This is a genomic window from Methanobrevibacter oralis, from assembly GCF_001639275.1.
GTDB classification, from domain to species: Archaea; Methanobacteriota; Methanobacteria; order Methanobacteriales; family Methanobacteriaceae; genus Methanocatella; species Methanocatella oralis.
This window is the reverse complement of record NZ_LWMU01000045.1, coordinates 17,750-35,469: the sequence shown is the minus strand read 5'-3', so window position 1 is coordinate 35,469 and position 17,720 is coordinate 17,750. Positions and strand designations below refer to the sequence as shown.

Annotated in this window: 19 protein-coding genes; 7 read left to right on the top strand and 12 right to left on the bottom strand. The window is 29.0% G+C overall.

The genetic code is table 11. The features are described 5' to 3' along the window. The first annotated feature begins 112 nt into the window (after positions 1-112). Together MBORA_RS01895 and MBORA_RS01890 are read left to right on the top strand one after the other, a co-directional pair. On the top strand, positions 113-448 hold the full coding sequence (locus MBORA_RS01895) for a hypothetical protein (RefSeq protein ID WP_063720154.1): 336 nt from the start codon (positions 113-115) through the stop codon (positions 446-448). A gap of 328 nt (positions 449-776) precedes the next feature. Next, positions 777-1,316 (top strand): hypothetical protein, encoded by a 540-nt coding sequence (locus MBORA_RS01890; protein WP_063720153.1) that lies wholly within the window; start codon positions 777-779, stop codon positions 1,314-1,316. Between the two features lie 9 nt (positions 1,317-1,325). Here MBORA_RS01890 and MBORA_RS01885 read toward each other — a convergent pair whose 3' ends face one another. Further along, on the bottom strand, positions 1,326-2,882 hold the full coding sequence (locus tag MBORA_RS01885; protein ID WP_042694737.1) for a flippase: 1,557 nt from the start codon (positions 2,880-2,882) through the stop codon (positions 1,326-1,328). A gap of 51 nt (positions 2,883-2,933) precedes the next feature. Then, a complete protein-coding gene (locus MBORA_RS01880; RefSeq protein ID WP_042694735.1) occupies positions 2,934-3,518 on the bottom strand; it encodes a flavodoxin family protein in 585 nt (194 codons plus the stop codon). Positions 3,519-3,621: 103 nt separating this feature from the next. Here MBORA_RS01880 and MBORA_RS01875 point away from each other — a divergent pair, with 103 nt between their 5' ends. Then, positions 3,622-4,518, top strand: a complete 897-nt coding sequence (locus MBORA_RS01875; RefSeq protein ID WP_063720152.1) for a coiled-coil domain-containing protein — start codon at positions 3,622-3,624, stop codon at positions 4,516-4,518. Here the strand turns inward: MBORA_RS01875 and MBORA_RS01870 are convergent. The 3 genes from MBORA_RS01870 to MBORA_RS01860 form a co-directional block, all read right to left on the bottom strand. After that, complete coding sequence (locus tag MBORA_RS01870; RefSeq protein WP_042694733.1) at positions 4,515-4,799, bottom strand: zinc ribbon domain-containing protein; 285 nt, start codon at positions 4,797-4,799, stop codon at positions 4,515-4,517. The two genes, MBORA_RS01875 and MBORA_RS01870, sit on opposite strands and share 4 nt — an antisense overlap. 46 nt (positions 4,800-4,845) lie before the next feature. Next, positions 4,846-6,072: a bifunctional 5,6,7,8-tetrahydromethanopterin hydro-lyase/3-hexulose-6-phosphate synthase gene (locus tag MBORA_RS01865; protein ID WP_042694789.1), complete on the bottom strand. Its 1,227-nt coding sequence runs from the start codon at positions 6,070-6,072 to the stop codon at positions 4,846-4,848. 66 nt (positions 6,073-6,138) lie between these two features. Continuing rightward, complete coding sequence (locus tag MBORA_RS01860) at positions 6,139-7,965, bottom strand: threonine--tRNA ligase (protein WP_063720151.1); 1,827 nt, start codon at positions 7,963-7,965, stop codon at positions 6,139-6,141. A gap of 101 nt (positions 7,966-8,066) precedes the next feature. On the opposite strand from MBORA_RS01860, the gene cfbB reads away from it, so the two are divergent. Next, positions 8,067-9,422, top strand: a complete 1,356-nt coding sequence (gene cfbB, locus MBORA_RS01855; protein WP_063720150.1) for a Ni-sirohydrochlorin a,c-diamide synthase — start codon at positions 8,067-8,069, stop codon at positions 9,420-9,422. A 1-nt stretch (position 9,423) separates the two neighbouring features. After that, the gene (locus MBORA_RS01850) at positions 9,424-10,485 is read left to right on the top strand and encodes an oligosaccharide repeat unit polymerase family protein (protein WP_042694786.1); all 1,062 of its coding nucleotides are present in this window, start codon (positions 9,424-9,426) and stop codon (positions 10,483-10,485) included. Here MBORA_RS01850 and MBORA_RS01845 read toward each other — a convergent pair. Then, the gene (locus MBORA_RS01845) at positions 10,471-11,379 is read right to left on the bottom strand and encodes a restriction endonuclease (RefSeq protein WP_042694731.1); all 909 of its coding nucleotides are present in this window, start codon (positions 11,377-11,379) and stop codon (positions 10,471-10,473) included. The two genes, MBORA_RS01850 and MBORA_RS01845, sit on opposite strands and share 15 nt — an antisense overlap. A gap of 144 nt (positions 11,380-11,523) precedes the next feature. Between MBORA_RS01845 and surE the strand changes: the two genes are divergently transcribed. Then, positions 11,524-12,300, top strand: coding sequence for a 5'/3'-nucleotidase SurE (gene surE, locus MBORA_RS01840; protein WP_042694729.1), 777 nt, complete (start codon positions 11,524-11,526; stop codon positions 12,298-12,300). Between the two features lie 3 nt (positions 12,301-12,303). Here surE and MBORA_RS10780 read toward each other — a convergent pair whose 3' ends face one another. Further along, positions 12,304-12,447, bottom strand: coding sequence for a hypothetical protein (locus tag MBORA_RS10780; RefSeq protein ID WP_169805455.1), 144 nt, complete (start codon positions 12,445-12,447; stop codon positions 12,304-12,306). An 86-nt stretch (positions 12,448-12,533) separates the two neighbouring features. On the opposite strand from MBORA_RS10780, the gene MBORA_RS01835 reads away from it, so the two are divergent. After that, positions 12,534-12,734, top strand: coding sequence for an LSM domain-containing protein (locus MBORA_RS01835; protein WP_042694727.1), 201 nt, complete (start codon positions 12,534-12,536; stop codon positions 12,732-12,734). Between the two features lie 13 nt (positions 12,735-12,747). Here MBORA_RS01835 and MBORA_RS01830 read toward each other — a convergent pair whose 3' ends face one another. From MBORA_RS01830 to MBORA_RS01810, 5 genes are all read right to left on the bottom strand, one after another. Beyond that, positions 12,748-13,755: a methanogenesis marker 12 protein gene (locus MBORA_RS01830; RefSeq protein WP_042694725.1), complete on the bottom strand. Its 1,008-nt coding sequence runs from the start codon at positions 13,753-13,755 to the stop codon at positions 12,748-12,750. Positions 13,756-13,800: 45 nt separating this feature from the next. Next, entirely contained in the window at positions 13,801-14,793 is a 993-nt protein-coding gene (gene ilvC / locus MBORA_RS01825) for a ketol-acid reductoisomerase (RefSeq protein WP_042694723.1), read from the bottom strand. A 165-nt stretch (positions 14,794-14,958) separates the two neighbouring features. Beyond that, the gene (locus MBORA_RS01820; RefSeq protein ID WP_042694721.1) at positions 14,959-15,486 is read right to left on the bottom strand and encodes a beta-class carbonic anhydrase; all 528 of its coding nucleotides are present in this window, start codon (positions 15,484-15,486) and stop codon (positions 14,959-14,961) included. After that, a complete protein-coding gene (gene ilvN, locus MBORA_RS01815) occupies positions 15,487-15,972 on the bottom strand; it encodes an acetolactate synthase small subunit (protein ID WP_042694719.1) in 486 nt (161 codons plus the stop codon). A 9-nt stretch (positions 15,973-15,981) separates the two neighbouring features. Beyond that, on the bottom strand, positions 15,982-17,673 hold the full coding sequence (locus MBORA_RS01810; RefSeq protein ID WP_042694784.1) for an acetolactate synthase large subunit: 1,692 nt from the start codon (positions 17,671-17,673) through the stop codon (positions 15,982-15,984). Between the last annotated feature and the right edge of the window lie 47 nt (positions 17,674-17,720).

Genomic DNA, 17,720 nt, shown 5'->3' with positions numbered 1-17,720 from the left:
TAATGCTTTAAATCAGCTTTAACTTCATGAATTTTAGAAAGTGGGATATCTTTATTAATATAAGCATTTCTACTCATATTACTATTTTAGTCACATTTAATATAAATATTTTTTGTCTAAAACTATAATTCTTCCTATTGAATCAATATTGGATGATAATTATTTTGTTAATAAAAATGGTGAAATAGAAGAGCGTTATCCTTTTTGTAAACATTGTGGTTCTAAAAAAAAGTTTATTAAGAAAGATTTTAATTGGAGAATTTTGTATTTAGAATCTGGTTTGGCTGTTAAGGTGAAAATAAAAAGATATGAATGCCATGATTGTAAAAGAAAATGTCAATCAGAATTCTCTAAATATTATGAAAAATACTGCAATTTTTCAAATAATACTAAAAATAAAGCAAAAAGATTACTCCAACATGGATGGAAATCATATAAGAAATCTTAAAAATGATTTTAATGAATTATTATCATTAAATATCTCTTATGAATCCATTAGAAAAATTACATATTTTTTGGTGATTCACTATATTGGTGTGATGAGGAATCAGAACTCTCAGGATATTTTGGTTATGACGCACAATGGATTAGAATAGAAGGTAAATGGTGGTTATAGACTCGATATATTTGATACAATAAGAAACATGCCCGTAGCATGCCATATATCAAATAATGAATCAAATAAAACTGTTAAAAATTTTATTAAAAAAAGCATATCCATTAAAATACCGTAAAAGCAGATAGTAACAGATTCAAAACAAGGATATGATGAAATAATGAATGAATTAGGATTCGTTCATCAACATTGCATATTTCATTTATATAAAAATATTTTAGAAGCCATGCAATCTGAAATTAATAAAACCGTAAAAAATTACAAGCAGAAATTAAAAATAAAACATCCTGAACTCTCAGATTACAAAATTAAAAAATTAATTAAAGACAAAAAAATATGCTTAGAACAAGAAATAAAAGAATATCTTGAATTATTTTACGAATTATTTAACCAACAAACTTTCAAAAAAGCAATTCGTTATATCGATTTATTAAAAAATGAATTAAAAGGGTTTCCTAAACTTTTATCTGAATATTTAAATAAAAACTTTTTCCCAGAATATAGAAAATTTCTAAAATTCTTAAAAAATCCCTTTAAAGAAAAACTAGAAAGAACTAATAATAAATTAGAAAATTATTTAGGAAATACATTAGATAAACACACAAAAAGAATTTATAGAACTCCTGAAGGCATGTTTGCTTATATTATGTCAAGAAAAAATGGTTGGATCGAAAACCGAAATCAAGACCTAACAAATTGACAGTCCCAGTTATCTAAATTCCAATTTTTCAACAAAATTTAATATTTTATTAATAATCTTAGATAATGGTCCAAATTTAGATGAAAGAACTCTTAATCCTTCAATATCATCTTTAGTGAAGTATTTGACCAAAATTAATGCAAAAAAATAAACAATAATACAAAGAAATATTCCAGGGAATAAAAACATTGTAGTTTTTGGAATAAAATAAGCAAACATCGCCATTATAACTGAAGACAATATTATTTTAAATACTGCTTTTGTAGGCGCTTTTGTTTTAGTTAATCTAAATACAAAACAAACACAAGGAATCATCATTAAAAAGCAAGCAATACTTGTAGCTGCTGCACCACCAGCAATACCCCAAGAAGGAACCATAATCCAATTAAGAATAGCTGTTACAATAGATCCACATACTAGTATATACATTGGAATTCTAGGATTCCCAATCCCCTGAATAATACTAGTTGAAATAGAAAATATTGAATAAAATGTCATTCCAATTGACAAAATAGCTAATGCCATTGCCCCTGCAACATAAGCTGTATTTTTGAAATATAAAACTCTTAAAGTAGGCTCAGCAAACAAAGCTAAACCAACACACATTGGAACAACAAACAATAACGAGAATTTATAAGCTTGGCTGACATATTTTTGAAGAGATGATGTATTTTTAAGTTTAAAAGCTTCAGAAGATGCGGGTAAGATTGTAGTTGCAATAGAAATAGATATAATCAAAGGCAATCTAGAAATAGGATCGGCAGCTGCAAAAAATCCTATATCATCAAGTGTTAAGAATTTACCCATAATAATAGTACAAATATTATAAATCAACATTTCAGCAATAGCTGTAATAATAACAGGTATAGAAAATTTAACTAACTTTGAAGCAAGAGATATTTCTTCTTTTCTTGTAAAAACAAAGTCCGAACTATATTTCGGCATGTATTTAGGTAAATATACTTTAAATATATAAAGTGCAGCTATGACAGAAAGAGAATAACCCAAAACTGTACCCCATAATGCTCCAACAGTAGAAAGACCAATTAAAACAAATGCAGTTGCAAATAAAATCATTCCTAATTGTTCTACGGCACGAGTATAAACAATATACTCCATTTTATATAATCCTTGAAATGCTCCTCTAAAAGCACCAACAATAACACTAAATGGAGTAATAATTCCAACTATCTGTAAAGGGACCATGGCTATTGGTTTTTCTAAATAATTATAAGCCAACCATGGAGCTACAACAAAAATCATGATAACCCCAAAAAACAACCCTAAAAACACCATTATTTTTAAAGCCGTGTAAATAGTCTGCCTAGCCATGTTATGATCATCCACAGCCTCATATTCAGCTACATATTTAGCTATTGCAGGAGGAAGACCTCCTGCTGAAAGGGTTTGAAATATACCTTGAAAAGGCAAGGTAATACCTAAAATTCCATACATTGTAGGACCTAAAAGAATAGCCATTAAAAAACGGTAGATATATCCACCTATACGGAATATCACATTACCTATAAAAATTATTAAACTACCCCTAATTAACTTATTCGCCATGATTAAACCTTTTTAAAAAATGCTAGTTAATAATTAACTTGATTTTAATATTTAAATATATTTATTTAAGAAATTTTGGAATTCAAATAATGTCCTTTTTAAAGAGTCCATACCATAAATATCTTTCTTAATATCGTCTAATGAATCATTAGACCAGAATGAAGCACCTAAATTAGAACCAAATGGTCCACCACTAACTGGAATTATGCCATGTATCATAAAATAAGTAATATTTTTTAAATGAGCAAAATCTTGTCCTCCAGTCCTATCGCCACCAACAACAATGCTCATACCAATTTTCCCCCTAAGTAAATTAAAATCAATAGCTTCTAATGCCCTAGTTCTATCCATTATAGCAGATAAATTACTACTTATCCCTCCACTTTGAATAGGCGTTGCTAAAATTATACCATCAGCTAATTGAAGATTTTTATAAACTTCCCCCATATCATCATCAATTATGCATTTTTTATTTTCAATACAATAATCACAATGCATACAGGGTTTAATATCCTTAGCATGACAGGTAAATATGTTTGTTTCAAATCCATTTGATTCCAGACTATCTAAAGCTTTTTTTAAAACATATTCAGTAGTATTATTCCTTGGACTAGCACAAATACCAAAAATTTTCATTTAAACCCCTTTAATAGATTAATTTATATTTTTTAGTTTACATAAATATTTATAATATTTGAAATATATAATTTAATTATTATTTTATCCCGGAGAAAAATTCATGAAGGTAGGAAAAGGTATTGTAAAAAAGTATTCAAGAGAATACAATAGAACTCTTAAAAATGGTGAAAAAAGAAAATACACAACAGAACAAATTCAAATTACAGTACCAAAAACAGAGGACATTTATGAAAATAAAGAAGAAGTTTTAATTATTCCCCACTCCGAAATTGAAGATTTTAACCAAATACACGAAACAAATGAATCGCTTAAAATAGCTAATTATTTAACTCTTGAGAAGGTGAAAGAATTGGAAAAACAACTTGAAAATTCTAATAAACCATCCGCTTCTGAATATGAAAAGGAAATAAAACGACTTAAACAAGAAATAGATGATATGAACAAAAACAATATTGAAAATTTGAAAAAAGAAAATGATACTATTAAAAATAAACACTCTAAATTAATAGAAGAAAATGAAAACCTTAAACACAAATTTATCAATATTAAAACAGAAGTAGAAAATCTAAAAACTAAGTATTCAAGTATTAAAGAAGAAAATGAGAATCTTAAGAATAAACAGAGTAACATCAAAACTGAACATGACCATCTTAAAAAGAAATACTGTGATATGAAAGAGGAAAATAAATCTCTTAAAAACGAGTATTCTAGTTTAATTGATGAACAAAACAATATTAAAGAAAGTTATACTAATATTAGCAGTAAATATGATCAATTAAAACAAGAAAATCTTAATACTAAAACTAGCTATGCAGAAATTTTTGAAATAAATGAAGATTTAGAAAAAGATTATGATTCACTTCGTTTAGAATATAATGATTTGGTTGATAAATATAACAATTTAGAAGAAGAACTATACCGTTTAAAATCAAATAAAAGTCATGATGAATATATAGCTAATAGAGTAAAAGAATTTATTTTAAATAGTGGAAATTAAAATTCAAAATCATCTTCATAACTATATTCAGGATTCCATCTTTTTAAACCTGGTATAAACCTAGCAGTAATTCCAGTTGCTTGGGTTTCAGGCAATCTAGGATTTTTTTCCATCATTTCTTTAGTTTTTCTAATAATCATTTCATTTAAGGTTATATTAGGTTCTGTAAATTCACCATTTTGAAAACAATCAATACAATACTCATCATTGGGACTTCCATCCTTATTAGTCCCATAATCTTTTTTAACAATTGGTCTGCCACAAGAATTACAAAATCCCATCTTAAACTCTCCTTTTAAAAAAATAGAAAATAAATTAGAAATAAATCTAATTTACTTGTTCATCTTCATCTAATGCAAGTCTCATACTATCTGGATCTTGTGGAAAATGTGCTAAGAAATCTTGAGCAGATCTTCTAACATCTCTTGAACCAATAATATATCTACCTGCAATAATAATATCTGCACCTTTAGATGTAGCTTCTTCAACCTTATCTGGAGTGATTCCACCAGCTACAGCTACTAAACCATTAGCAATGAGTTTCTTAATTTCTTTAATATTACCCCATTCAGTCATTTCACTAGTATCTTCACCCTTTTCAGATTTATAAGTTTCTAAATCTACATTTCTATGTAATAATACAACATCTGGTTTTAAGTCATCAGGTAATTGAGATAATTTTTCTTCAAAGTTAGATACATTCATCATGTCAAGAATTGAATAAATACCTTGTTTTTGAGTTTCATGAATAGCTTTTTTAATTGATTCAATTGTACCAAGACCAGAAATAGCTATTGCATCAGCTGTTTCATCAGCTGCCATTTTAACTTCAACTCTACCAACATCTAAAGTTTTTAAATCGGCGATAATAAATGCATCAGGGCGTAATTCTCTGATTTTAGCTACAACTCCAACACCGAATTTTTTAACAAGGGGAGTTCCAGCTTCAATTAGAACTCTTTCTTTATCAGGTAAATCGGCAATGATTTTTGCCATTGCATCCAAATTATCTAAATCAAGTGCAACTTGTAAATAAGGTGGAGACCAAAGTTTTTGTACTCTGAATCCCATGATAGGGTGAGTTCCACGATCTTTTTCAGCTAAAACTTTATCGATTGATGGATATCCAGACATTGCTCTTCTAATAGCTAATTTAGTAGCTCCATAGTTGTATTGGTAGATTTTTCTGAAATCTTTAGCAGAAGGATCAATAAATACACTAACATTAAGCACAATATCTTCAACAATCTCTTTTGGAATATATCCGTCTTCTACTGAATCAGCAACTGCTCTTGCAACTGCAGTTTGTGCAGGTCCAAATATTTTACTAGCATCTTCTAAATCACCAACACTAACTTTAGGAATAATTAAAGTTGCTGGTTTAGTCATTAAGTTTGGTCTGATAACACTTGTCAATGGAGTATGACCAACAGATAAGTTTGATAATCCATTTGCAAAAGCTTGACCAACAGGTCCTAATTTATCCCCTATTAATAAATCAACATGTGCTAATTCAGCACCATCACCAATAAGAGCTTCTCCTATTCTATACATTGGGTCCATTAAATTTCCTCCGTTATGTAATAACATTTTATACTTTATTTTTATTTATAAATAAAATTATTGGAAGTTAATCCTTTTTGAAATATCCTTAGGTAAAGGCAATCTTCTAAAAGGCATTCCATTAATTTTTTCATTAATTTCATTTATTAATTCATCACAAGTCATTTCAACCTTTTCACCAGTTTCACGAACAGTTACTTGGAATTTACCAGATTCTTTTTCATTATCCCCAACAACAAAAATATATGGAATCCATTCTTTAGAAGCATTTCTAATTTTTTTACCAACACTTTCATCCCTATCATCAACATCGACTCTAATATTTGCTGCATTGATTTTATCATATAAAGTATTAGCAAATTCTTTATGCTTTTCTCCAACAGTGATAATTCTAGCTTGAATTGGGCTTAACCAAGTTGGCAATTTTGGGGATTTTTCATTAATTTCAATAGCAGTTTTTTCTAAAAGTGCACATAAAACTCTTTCAATACTTCCAGTTGGAGAACAATGTAAAATTGTTGGAGTATGTTGAGAAGCATCTTCACCTAAATAAGAAATACCAAATCTTTTAGCACTTTCAACATCAATTTGAATGGTTGGATTTTCTATTGGACGACCTAAATAATCAATATTAGCTAAATCAATTTTACAAACCCAATAATGATGTCTTTCTGGTAAAATCTCTAAAAGTACAGGCTTTTCAAATTTAGAAGCAATAGAATACATCCATTCTTTATGCTCATCATAAAAGTCTTGAGTTGCTCTGAATATAACTTCAAAATTTAATTCTAAATCAACACCAGTTTGAAGACACATTTCTGTTTGATTTGAAAATTCTTCTAATGATGCATCAACATCGGCACAAAAACTATGGAAATCAGGCATTGTAAATGCTCTTAATCTTTTAAGACCTACAACTTCACCTTTTTTTTCGTATCTAAAACTGTAAGTAGATAATTCATAAAGTTTAGCAGGCAAGTTTTTCCAAGTTAAAAATGAATCAGCCATTACTCTAAATGCACCAAAACAACATGCAAATCTAAGCATTAAATTCCTTTTAGTGTCTGTTCTGTATTGTCTTTCACCAAATTTGTATGCATGCTGATAAATAGCTTCATTATCTAAGTCATAAAAAATAGGAGTTTCAATTGGCATTGCTCCTTGATTAACTACTAAGTTATAAACATAATCAGCTAATAAATCACGAATTAAACGACCCTTTGGATACCATTTAAGGTTACCTACATCAGAAGCGCTTTCATAATCACATATTTCTTTTTCTCGCATTAATTTTACATGAGGGGGTTCACCTTTATCAGAAGCACCTCTTCCAAGTTCATAATCAACAAGTTGTTTGAAAGTTTTATTTTCAAATTTAAAATCGTCAATTTCTATTAATTCATTTCCATTAAGAATTTGCCAAGTAGAAGGTTTTCTTTCTGTTTTTTCCTCTTCATTATCATCTACAGTAATAGTCCTTGAAAGTTCACTTAATGGATGACCTTTACATGAAATTTCAAATGCTTTATACCATCCGAAAGGCACTCTTTTAACATTAAAATTTTCAGCAAGTAAAGCTTCTTCAGCATCCTTTAAAATTTGTACAGCTAATTTAGGAGAGCTTAATGAAGAAGATAAATGAGCATATGGATACAATACAATATTTTCAGCTTTAACTTGTTCATTAGCTTTCTTAACTTCACTAACTAAATTTTTAACGATAGCTTCCGGATTATTTTCATCATCTTTTTCAACAGCAGTAAATACAACCAAAGATTCATCAAAAGACCCCTTTTTTTTAACTTCTTCGATTTCCTCTGCTACCGGTGTTTTATTTTTTACATTATAATTTAAATAATCAGAATGAATAAGAAGTATTCTCATTTAACCACCATTACACTATATTGTAGGTTTTCTTTTTAATATTATATAAAATGATTTGATAATACAAAAATTGTTATATAATAATCTCCAAAATATTGAATATGAGAATTATATTAGCAGGGACTGGTAGTTCGGTTGGAAAAACAACAATAGCTACTGGAATAATGAAAGCTTTAAGTGATAAATTTAATGTACAACCTTTTAAAGTTGGTCCTGATTATATTGACCCATCTTACCATACATTAGCTACAGGCAATGTATCTAGGAATTTAGATTCATTTTTTATGATACCTGGACAAGTAAGAGATTCTTATCTAAAAGCCATGAAATCTAAAGATATTGCTATTATTGAAGGTGTTCGTGGCCTTTATGAAGGAATTGACTCGGTTAATGATGTTGGAAGTACTGCATCAATAGCTAAATCATTAGAAGCTCCTGTTATACTTATCATTGATTCAAGAAGTTTAGTTAAAAGTGCAGCGGCCTTAGTTTTGGGTTTTAAACAACTAGATCCTAAAATAAATATTGCTGGCGTGATTTTAAACAAATTAAAAAATAAAAACCATTACTTAAAAACTAAAAAATCCATTGAAGATATAACAAATACCGAAGTTATAGGTGGAATTATACGTGATAAATCCCTATCTATTGAACAAAGGCATTTAGGTCTTGTTCCTGCTGTAGAAAGAGAAAATTCTTTAAAATTTATTGATTTATGGTCGAATATTATTAAAAAATCCATTGATTTAGATAGATTAGTAGAAATAGCTAAAAGTTCTCCAAAAATTAAATCAAACATCGTCCCTATTTGGAATAAACTTAACAGACAAAAGGTTAAAATCGGAGTTGCTTTTGATGAGGTATTCAACTTTTATTACAAGGAAAATATTGAATCTCTAGAAGCTAATAATGTAAAAATAGAGTATTTTTCCCCATTAAAAGATGAAAACTTACCTGATGTAGACGGGTTATATATTGGTGGAGGATATCCTGAATTATTCTCAAAGCAATTACATGAAAATAAAAATATTAGACATCAAATAAAAGAATTTCACCTGGAAAATAGACCAATATTTGCTGAATGTGGTGGATTAATGTACCTTATGAATTCTATACACGATGATAAAATGATTAATATATACCCTTACAAAGCTATTTTAACAGATAGAGTACAAGCATTAAAATACACAATAGCAGAAGTTACTAAAGACAATATTATTTCTAAAAAAGGTGAAAAATTTAACGGTCATGAATTTCATTATTCAAAAGTTATTGTAGATAAAACTAATATTAAACATGATTTAGCATTTAATATTTTAAGAGGAAAAGGTTCTTATAACCATCAAGATGGATTTATAGAAAAAAATACGCTTGCAAGTTATGTCCACACTCATGTAGCCGCGATGCCTAATTTTGGAGGAAATCTTGCAATTTCATCCTATGAAAATGGAGGATAATATGGATTTTAAAAAAGTTGATTTTTTTCAACCGGCAATCATTGTAGTTGCCATATTGGTTTTTTTATTAATGGGATATATTGGATCATTTAATTATAGATTCGAAGATCCTCTCAAATTAGAATTGATTTTAACAATATTTTTTGCAATAATTGTATTTATAGTAGCAATTTTAATAGGAAAATACAAAATTTCTTTTGAAAATACAAGAAAAATAGATATTTTATCCGAAAAGGCATTAATTAGTCTTGTTTTAATAGCTATTTCTTTACAAACATTAAATTTAATTTTGATAGGAGGAATACCTTTATTTAATAGTGTTTTAAAATCAAATGCAACTACAAATATATGGAGAATAGCTTATCCTTTATTTTTAATAATGATAAACATATTACTTGCAAAATATTATAAAAAACGCTATTTATTAGTTGTTTTATTAGGTGTAATGATATTTACTTTAAATGGTTATAGAACTTCTGTAATTGGAATTTTAGGAAGCGTATTTATTACCCTTTATTACCTTGGTAAAATCAATAAAAAAATTGGAACAATATTCGTTGGATTAATAGTAATTGGTGGAATAGCTATTGGTTATATTGCATCCCAATCTATCGCTACACAACATTGGACATTAAATCCATTAGAATTACTTTTTTACAGAGCGGCTTTTACATTAGAAGTATTTGAAAAAATAATTCCATTAGGTGCAACTACTCATGGACATATATTAAGTATGATTTTTTCAAGCGGAAGTCCTAGAACATTTATTGGAGAGTATGTTTTAAAATATAATGTATGCCTAACATCCACATTGTTTGGACCAGTATACCTTGATTTTGGAATAATTGGTCTTACCATACAAATGTTTTTAATTGGACTATTTTTAGAACTATTAAATAAATTAAAAGAAGGAATGGGAATTGGAATTTACTCAATAATTTTAACCCATACTTTAATCTGGATTGAAACAGGCCCAACCGATATTATGATTTGGTTTTTATACCTACTTGGACTTATTTTGATAATATTGAATTCTAATTATATTAAATTAAACAAAAATTAATAAAATTAAAATAATAAGTGAAATAAAGAATACAAATGTTCCTTTAACAATGAAATAACTATCTTTTTCAGTTAATAAAGATAATCCATATGAAACTGCAATGGCTACAAACATCTCAATTAATCCTGTTATACCTGAATCAAGACCGAATAAACTGCTAAATATAAATGAAAGCAAGTATGAAATAACAACGACGACTAAAATCAAGAATATTGTATTATTTAGTAAAGTCATTAAAAGTGGATATGATAATAATCCTCTACTTTGATGTTGATTGTAATTGTACAAATTTGTTTGAGGAGCTAAAGAGTGGTATTGATTTTCTTGGCGTTTAGACCTATTTAAAAATGAAAATTTAGAATTATGGTCTTCATCTTGCTTGTATAATGTGTTTTTATAAACAACAGGATTGGCATCTCGCCTTCGCATTAAATAATCCATATCTGAAGCATCATAATCATACTCCGGATATTCTTCTACAATTTCATAATTTTCACGTCTACCATCAAAAGAATTGTTTAAAGTAGTTTGTGATGTATTATCTTGATATTTTTTAGCAAGCTCAACTAAATTCTCCCTATCAACTAATTTAATGTTTTTTCTTAAAGCATAATTTGAAGCTTGGTTGGAAAAATAAGAAGAGGCAACAACAGTTACTTTAGAAGCCTTTAAACTTATAGCTGCTTCCTCCATATCTTTTAAAATATCGACACCAACTTCATAATCTTTATCAAAGTTTTCACAAGCTACAACTACGCCAAAGTCCCCTATTGTTGTTGGTAGTACAGCATAAATGTCAATAACCCTTTGAGATGTTTTAAAATTTTTATAAACTCTAAAACCTGAATCTTCCATTACCTTTGCAATAAAATTTATTAATTGTGGCTTTTCCAAAGTCCCACCCACATGTGTTTTTTATAAAAAATTACTTAATTATAATTTTTAGATTAAATTATTATTAAAGTTTATTATAAATATTATATTCTAGAAATTAAAAGCCAATATAATTATATAAACAAGTGATAGCTATAATAGTATATGAAAATATTGATTAGTAATGACGATGGAATAACCGCTTCAGGAATATTAGCTGCTAAAAAAGCAGTGGAAAATTTAGGTGATGCATATTTAGTAGCTCCTGAAACACAACAAAGTGGAATAGGCCATGCAATTACATTATACGACCCATTAAGAGTTGATGAAATATCTTTAAGAGATAATGATACTGGATATAGTGTAAATGGTACACCAACCGATTGTGTTAGTATTGCACTATTTGAAATATTAGATAAAAAACCTGATTTGATGATTTCTGGTATAAACACTGGTTTTAACATAGGTCAAGCAGAATTAACAACATCGGGAACTTTAGGAGCAGCAATGGAAGCAGCTAGTTTTGGAATTCCAACAATTGCTATATCCCAAGAAGTAGTTCGAGACGATGTGAAATTTGAAAATGGAGCAGTGGAAATTGATTTTGATTTTGCTGGAAAAATGCTTAAAAAATTATCTAAAATAGTATTAAAAAAGGGATTACCTGAAGGAATTGACTTATTAAATGTTAATATTCCTGCAAATCCTATTAATGAAGAATTCGAAGTTGTAAAACTAGGACAAAGAATGTATACTCCTATAATTGAAAAAAGATTAGATCCACGTGGAAAACCATATTATTGGATAGGTGGTGAACCTTATTCGTCCGATAATCCTGGAAGCGATGGATATGAACTACGCAAATGCCATAAGACAACTATAACCCCTCTTAAAATAGATCTAACTGGAGATATGAGTTTATTAAAAAAATGGTTGAAATAATACTTATAAATTTAAATCTTTAAGTATTTTTTCTCTTTCACTACGGAGCTCGTTTAAAATTTTCTCATCAGTACAACCATCTTTTTTTAATTTAGCTATTGTTCTAGTAATAGCTTCTAAATTGCTTTCTAATTGATTAATTGCCATAGTTTACCTCATATATATTTTAAACATTAAAGTATATAAACTTGAAATATCAAAATTAGAAACTAGAAATTTAGGGGTTGAAATTAATGACAAATGAAGAAGATAATGTAAATGAATTATTTAGTCAATTTAAAAATAAACATGTTAATGTTGATTTAAGAGGTAATTATCAAAGTGAAGGAAAAATTATTGCAGTTGATAATTATTTAAATCTTGTTTTAGAAACTGAAAATGGTTTAGAAACTATTAAAGGCGGAAATATAATTCTAATTAGCTTAAAAGAATAGCTAATTATTGAAGTCAATTTAAATCAACTTCAATACCTAATATATCTTTTTTACCACCATAAACATCCCTAGCTATTTGTGCTGCACCAATAGCTCCTGATTCTTTAGATATAACCTTTAAAGAATATTTATCTTTAAAATATTTATTAATTTCTTTTTCAAAATCAAAAGGTTTTTTAATGCTTCCAATAGAACCAGTTAAAATTATACCATCAATTTTATTATTGCATACAATATCAAGACCTGCTATTTCCATAGCAACAGTCATTATTAATGTATCGATTGCCAATTTAGCTTTTTTATCTCCAGCAGCATAATTTTTTAATAATTTATTCTTAATATTAGCAACTTTATCATCGATTTCGACTATTTTGATTGCTCCAGCATGAGAAAAACAGTCATTTGCAGATGCCCTACCTTCATCTATATCACGAATCATTTCTAAATCAATTGGGCCATGTACAACACCCATAGCACCAAGACATGCATCAATTGCACCCTTAATTTTTTTATCTTCTATTAAAATATTGACACTATTAGATGAAATATCTGCAACAATAAAATTCTCCCAATTACTTTCTTTAGAAGCATTATAACAAATACTGACTTTTTCTGGACTAGCTTGATGAGAATAGGCTGCTCTAAATAATTTATCAAGAGATGTGGAATTTTTATGAAGTCCTGGAATCATAATGGTTGGAATATTTAATTCTTCTAGTTCACTGAACACAGAAGTTCCTCCGCCTGTAACCTTTCCAGCTCCATTTATAGATAAAATCCCCTTATCTTCTATTTTTTCAATAGGTAATACTTTATTAATCCCATCACCCATTGCATAAGTAATAGCCATCAATTTTACAGATTTTAAATCAATTCGTTTAGATAATTCTTCTTTAGCAGATATTAAACCTTGTTTACTTTCTTCTCTTCCGATTTTAAAAATATCTATAATATCCCCTTTATTAGACATTATGCAAAAAGAAATCCCAGTAGTTCCATGATCCATTCCTATAAATGCCATGATAGCTCACACTTTAAAAAAAATAGTAAAGATAATTAAAAATTATTAATCGTTTTTTTGTAATCCACAAGCTTTTCTAAGTCTTTTACCTACAACTTCAATTGTTTCTTGATTTTCAGCTGCTCTCATTTCTTTTAAATTAGCACCATTAGTAGCGTTTTCATCGGCCCATTGCTTTTTAAAAGTTCCATCCTGGATTTCTTTTAAAACTTGTTTCATACCTTCTTTTGTTTCATCAGTAATAACAGATTTTCTTCTGGTTAAACCACCATATTCTGCAGTATTACTAACATCATGCCACATTCCTTCAAAACCTTTTTCATAAATTAAATCAACAATAAGTTTTACTTCATGACAAGTTTCAAAGTATGCGATTTCGGGTTGATATCCAGCTTCAACCAATGTTTTAAATCCAGAATTGATTAATTCAGTAATACCTCCACATAAAACCGCTTGTTCACCAAATAAATCGGTTTCTGTTTCTTCTTTAAAAGTAGTTTCTAAAACACCAGCTTTAGTTAATCCACATGCTTTTGCCATGCCTAATGCAAGCTGTAAAGCATCGCCAGTTGCATCTTGTTCAATAGCTACTAAACCAGGAATACCAAAACCTTCCTCATAGGTTCTTCTTACCATAGACCCTGGTCCTTTTGGTGCAAACATTACGATATTAACATCTTCTTCAGGTTTAATTAATCCAAAATGGATATTATAACCATGGGAGAATGAAATAGTGTCTCCACTTCCAACATATGGTGCAATTTGTTCTGCATAAACTTTTTCTTGAATTTCATCAGGGAGTAAAATGTGAATAATGTCTGCTTCTTTAGCGGCATCTTCGATAGTTTTTACAGTCATACCATCTTCTTGAACTAAATTCCAAGAACTACCATTTTCTCTTACACCTACAATGACATTAGCACCACTGTCTGCCATGTTTCTAGATTGAGCTCTACCTTGGCTACCATAACCAATTACTGCAATTGTTTTACCTTCAAGAGCATCAATATCTACATCTGCATCATAATACATTTTCATATTTTATATCTCCTAATTTTTGATAATTAAGTAAAATTAAATTTGACAATATACAATTAAATAGAATATATGAATTTTTATCTTTATAAAAGTAACTTAAAATAGATAGTATAGGAAATCTAATTAAATTTAGAGTCTTAAAAATAATAAAAAAGTAAAAGATAATTAGTAATCTTCTACCAAAACAGTTAATTCCCCAGTTACAACATCCAATATAAGACCATGAACTGGCACATCTGGAATAAGAGGATGATTTTTGATTTTTTCAACAGTATCTAAAACATTTTGCTCTTCACTTTCAAATCCTCCAATCCAAGAAGCTAAGTCATAATTAGCTATATCCTCTTCGCTAACTCCTCTTTCAATCATTTTTTCTTTTAATGCGTTAACATCAGAACCAGCCATTCCACAGTCACTATGTCCGACAACCATGACTTCTTCTACTCCAAGATTATAAATAGCTGCTGCTATTGATCTGATTGCATCTTCACCAACTATGGTGTTTCCTGCATTTCTAATTATTTTTGCATCTCCTCTTTTAAGACCTAAAGCAGGTTCAAAAAAGTCAATCAATCTACAATCCATACAAGTCAAAATAGCTAATTTCTTTTGAGCATGATGAGATAATTCAACAGCTTCAAAGTTTTCAACAAATTTTTTATTATCTTCTAAAATATTTTCTAAAATACTCATCTAGACACCCCTAGACATTGCAGTAAGGCCAGTTCTTGAAATTTTTTTAATTCCATAGCCTTTTAATAAAGATATGAATGCATTAATTTTTTCTATATCTCCAGTCAGTTCAATAATCAATGTTTCCTCAGAAACATCGACTATTTTAGCCCTGAATATATTAGAATATTGCATTATTTCAGCTCTAGCTTTTTCATTAGGAATATTAACCTTAATAAGGCACAATTCCCTTTGAACAGCATTTTTAGTTATATCTTTAATCTTGATTATATCAACTAATTTATTAAGTTGTTTAGTAACTTGCTCTAATCCAGTTTTATCAGCATTAACTGTTATAACCATGCGAGATAATCCTTCAACTTCTGATTCTCCAACAGTAATACTATCAATATTAAAATCTCTTCTAGTAAATAGGCCAGCTACTTTTTGTAAAACCCCTGGTTTGTCTTCAACTAAAACACTAATTATATGATATTCTAAAGTCATTTAACTCACCTATACATCTTTTTCAAGTTTATATTCTCCAATCATTTCATTAATAGCTGCCCCAGGTGGAAGCATAGGTAATGCTTCATTAGGATCAATAATAATATCTAATAAAATTGGTTCATTATCTTTAATTGCAGTATTTAAAGCATCTTTAGTTTCACCAGGTTTTGTAATTCTAACTGCATTAACATCAAAACTTTCAGCAAGTTTTACAAAATCAGGAGAATGACCTAATTTTGTTTCAGAATATCTTTCATTATATAATAAAGTTTGCCATTGATATACCATTCCTAAAGTTCTATTTTCTAAAACAATAGCTATAACAGGAATATCATATTCACGAATAGTAGCTAACTCCTGACAAACCATTAAAAATCCTCCATCTCCATTTACAGAAACAACAGGGCATTCTGGACATGCAACTTTTGCCCCGATAGCTGAAGGTAAACCAAATCCCATGGTTCCAAGACCACCAGATGATATAAATTTACGTGGTTTTTGTGTGTCATAAAAATGAGCTGCCCACATTTGATTTTGCCCTACATCAGTTGTTAAAATTGAATCTGGAGTTAAAACTTCACTAATTTCTTTTATTATTGATTGTGGTTTTAGTGGCAAATCATCGTAACTTACTCTTGGAAGCAAATTTTTCTTTCTCTCTTTAATCATTTCCGTCCAAATTTTAACATCCTTAGAATATTTATAGTCTTTTAAAACACGGTTGAAAGAAGTTAAAACGTTTTTAGCATCCCCTACAATTGGTAAATCAACATTGACATTTTTACCAATTTCTGCCGGGTCTATATCAATATGAATAATTTTAGTGTTTGGAATAAAATTTTCAATATTACCGGTAGTTCTGTCTGAAAATCTTGTACCAACTGCAATTAATAAGTCAGATTCATTAATAGAATCATTGGAAACTTTCCTTCCATGCATTCCAAGCATACCAAGAGCTAAATCATTAGTTTCATCAATAGCTCCTTTTCCAAGTAAAGAGGTCATTACTGGAGCATTGATAATTTCTGCAAATCTTTTTAACTCAACTGAAGCATTAGCTAAAATAACACCAGATCCAGCTAATATTAATGGCCTTTTAGCTTTTTTAATCAATTCAGCAGCTTTTCTAATTTGTCTAATATTACCTTTAATTGTGGGATTATAACCAGGAGTTTGAATTAAAGAATCATTAAAGACTGTTAATTCTCCTTCCTGAACCTCTTTTGGAACATCAATTATAATTGGACCTGGTCTTCCACTAGCCGCTATTTCAAAACTTGATTTGATGATTGAGGGTAATAAATCTGGATTTTTAGGTTGAAAACTATGTTTAGTAATAGGCATAGTTATTCCAATAATATCTGCTTCCTGAAATGCATCATTACCAATTAAATGAGTAGGAACCTGTCCCGTAATTGCCACGATTGGAGAAGAATCCATATATGCAGTTGCAATACCTGTTACAAGATTAGTTGCTCCTGGACCGGATGTAGCTAAACACACACCTACTTCACCAGAAGCCCTTGCATATCCATCTGCGGCATGAGCTGCGCATTGTTCATGTCTAACCAATATATGATTAATATCTGAATCATATAACATGTCATAGAACGGTATGGTTTGTCCACCAGGATAACCAAATATTGTTTTAACCCCCATATTTTTGAGGGATTCAATTATTGCTTCTCCACCTCTCATCATAATAACCTTTATATATTATACATTTAACTCTGTATAAAATCAAT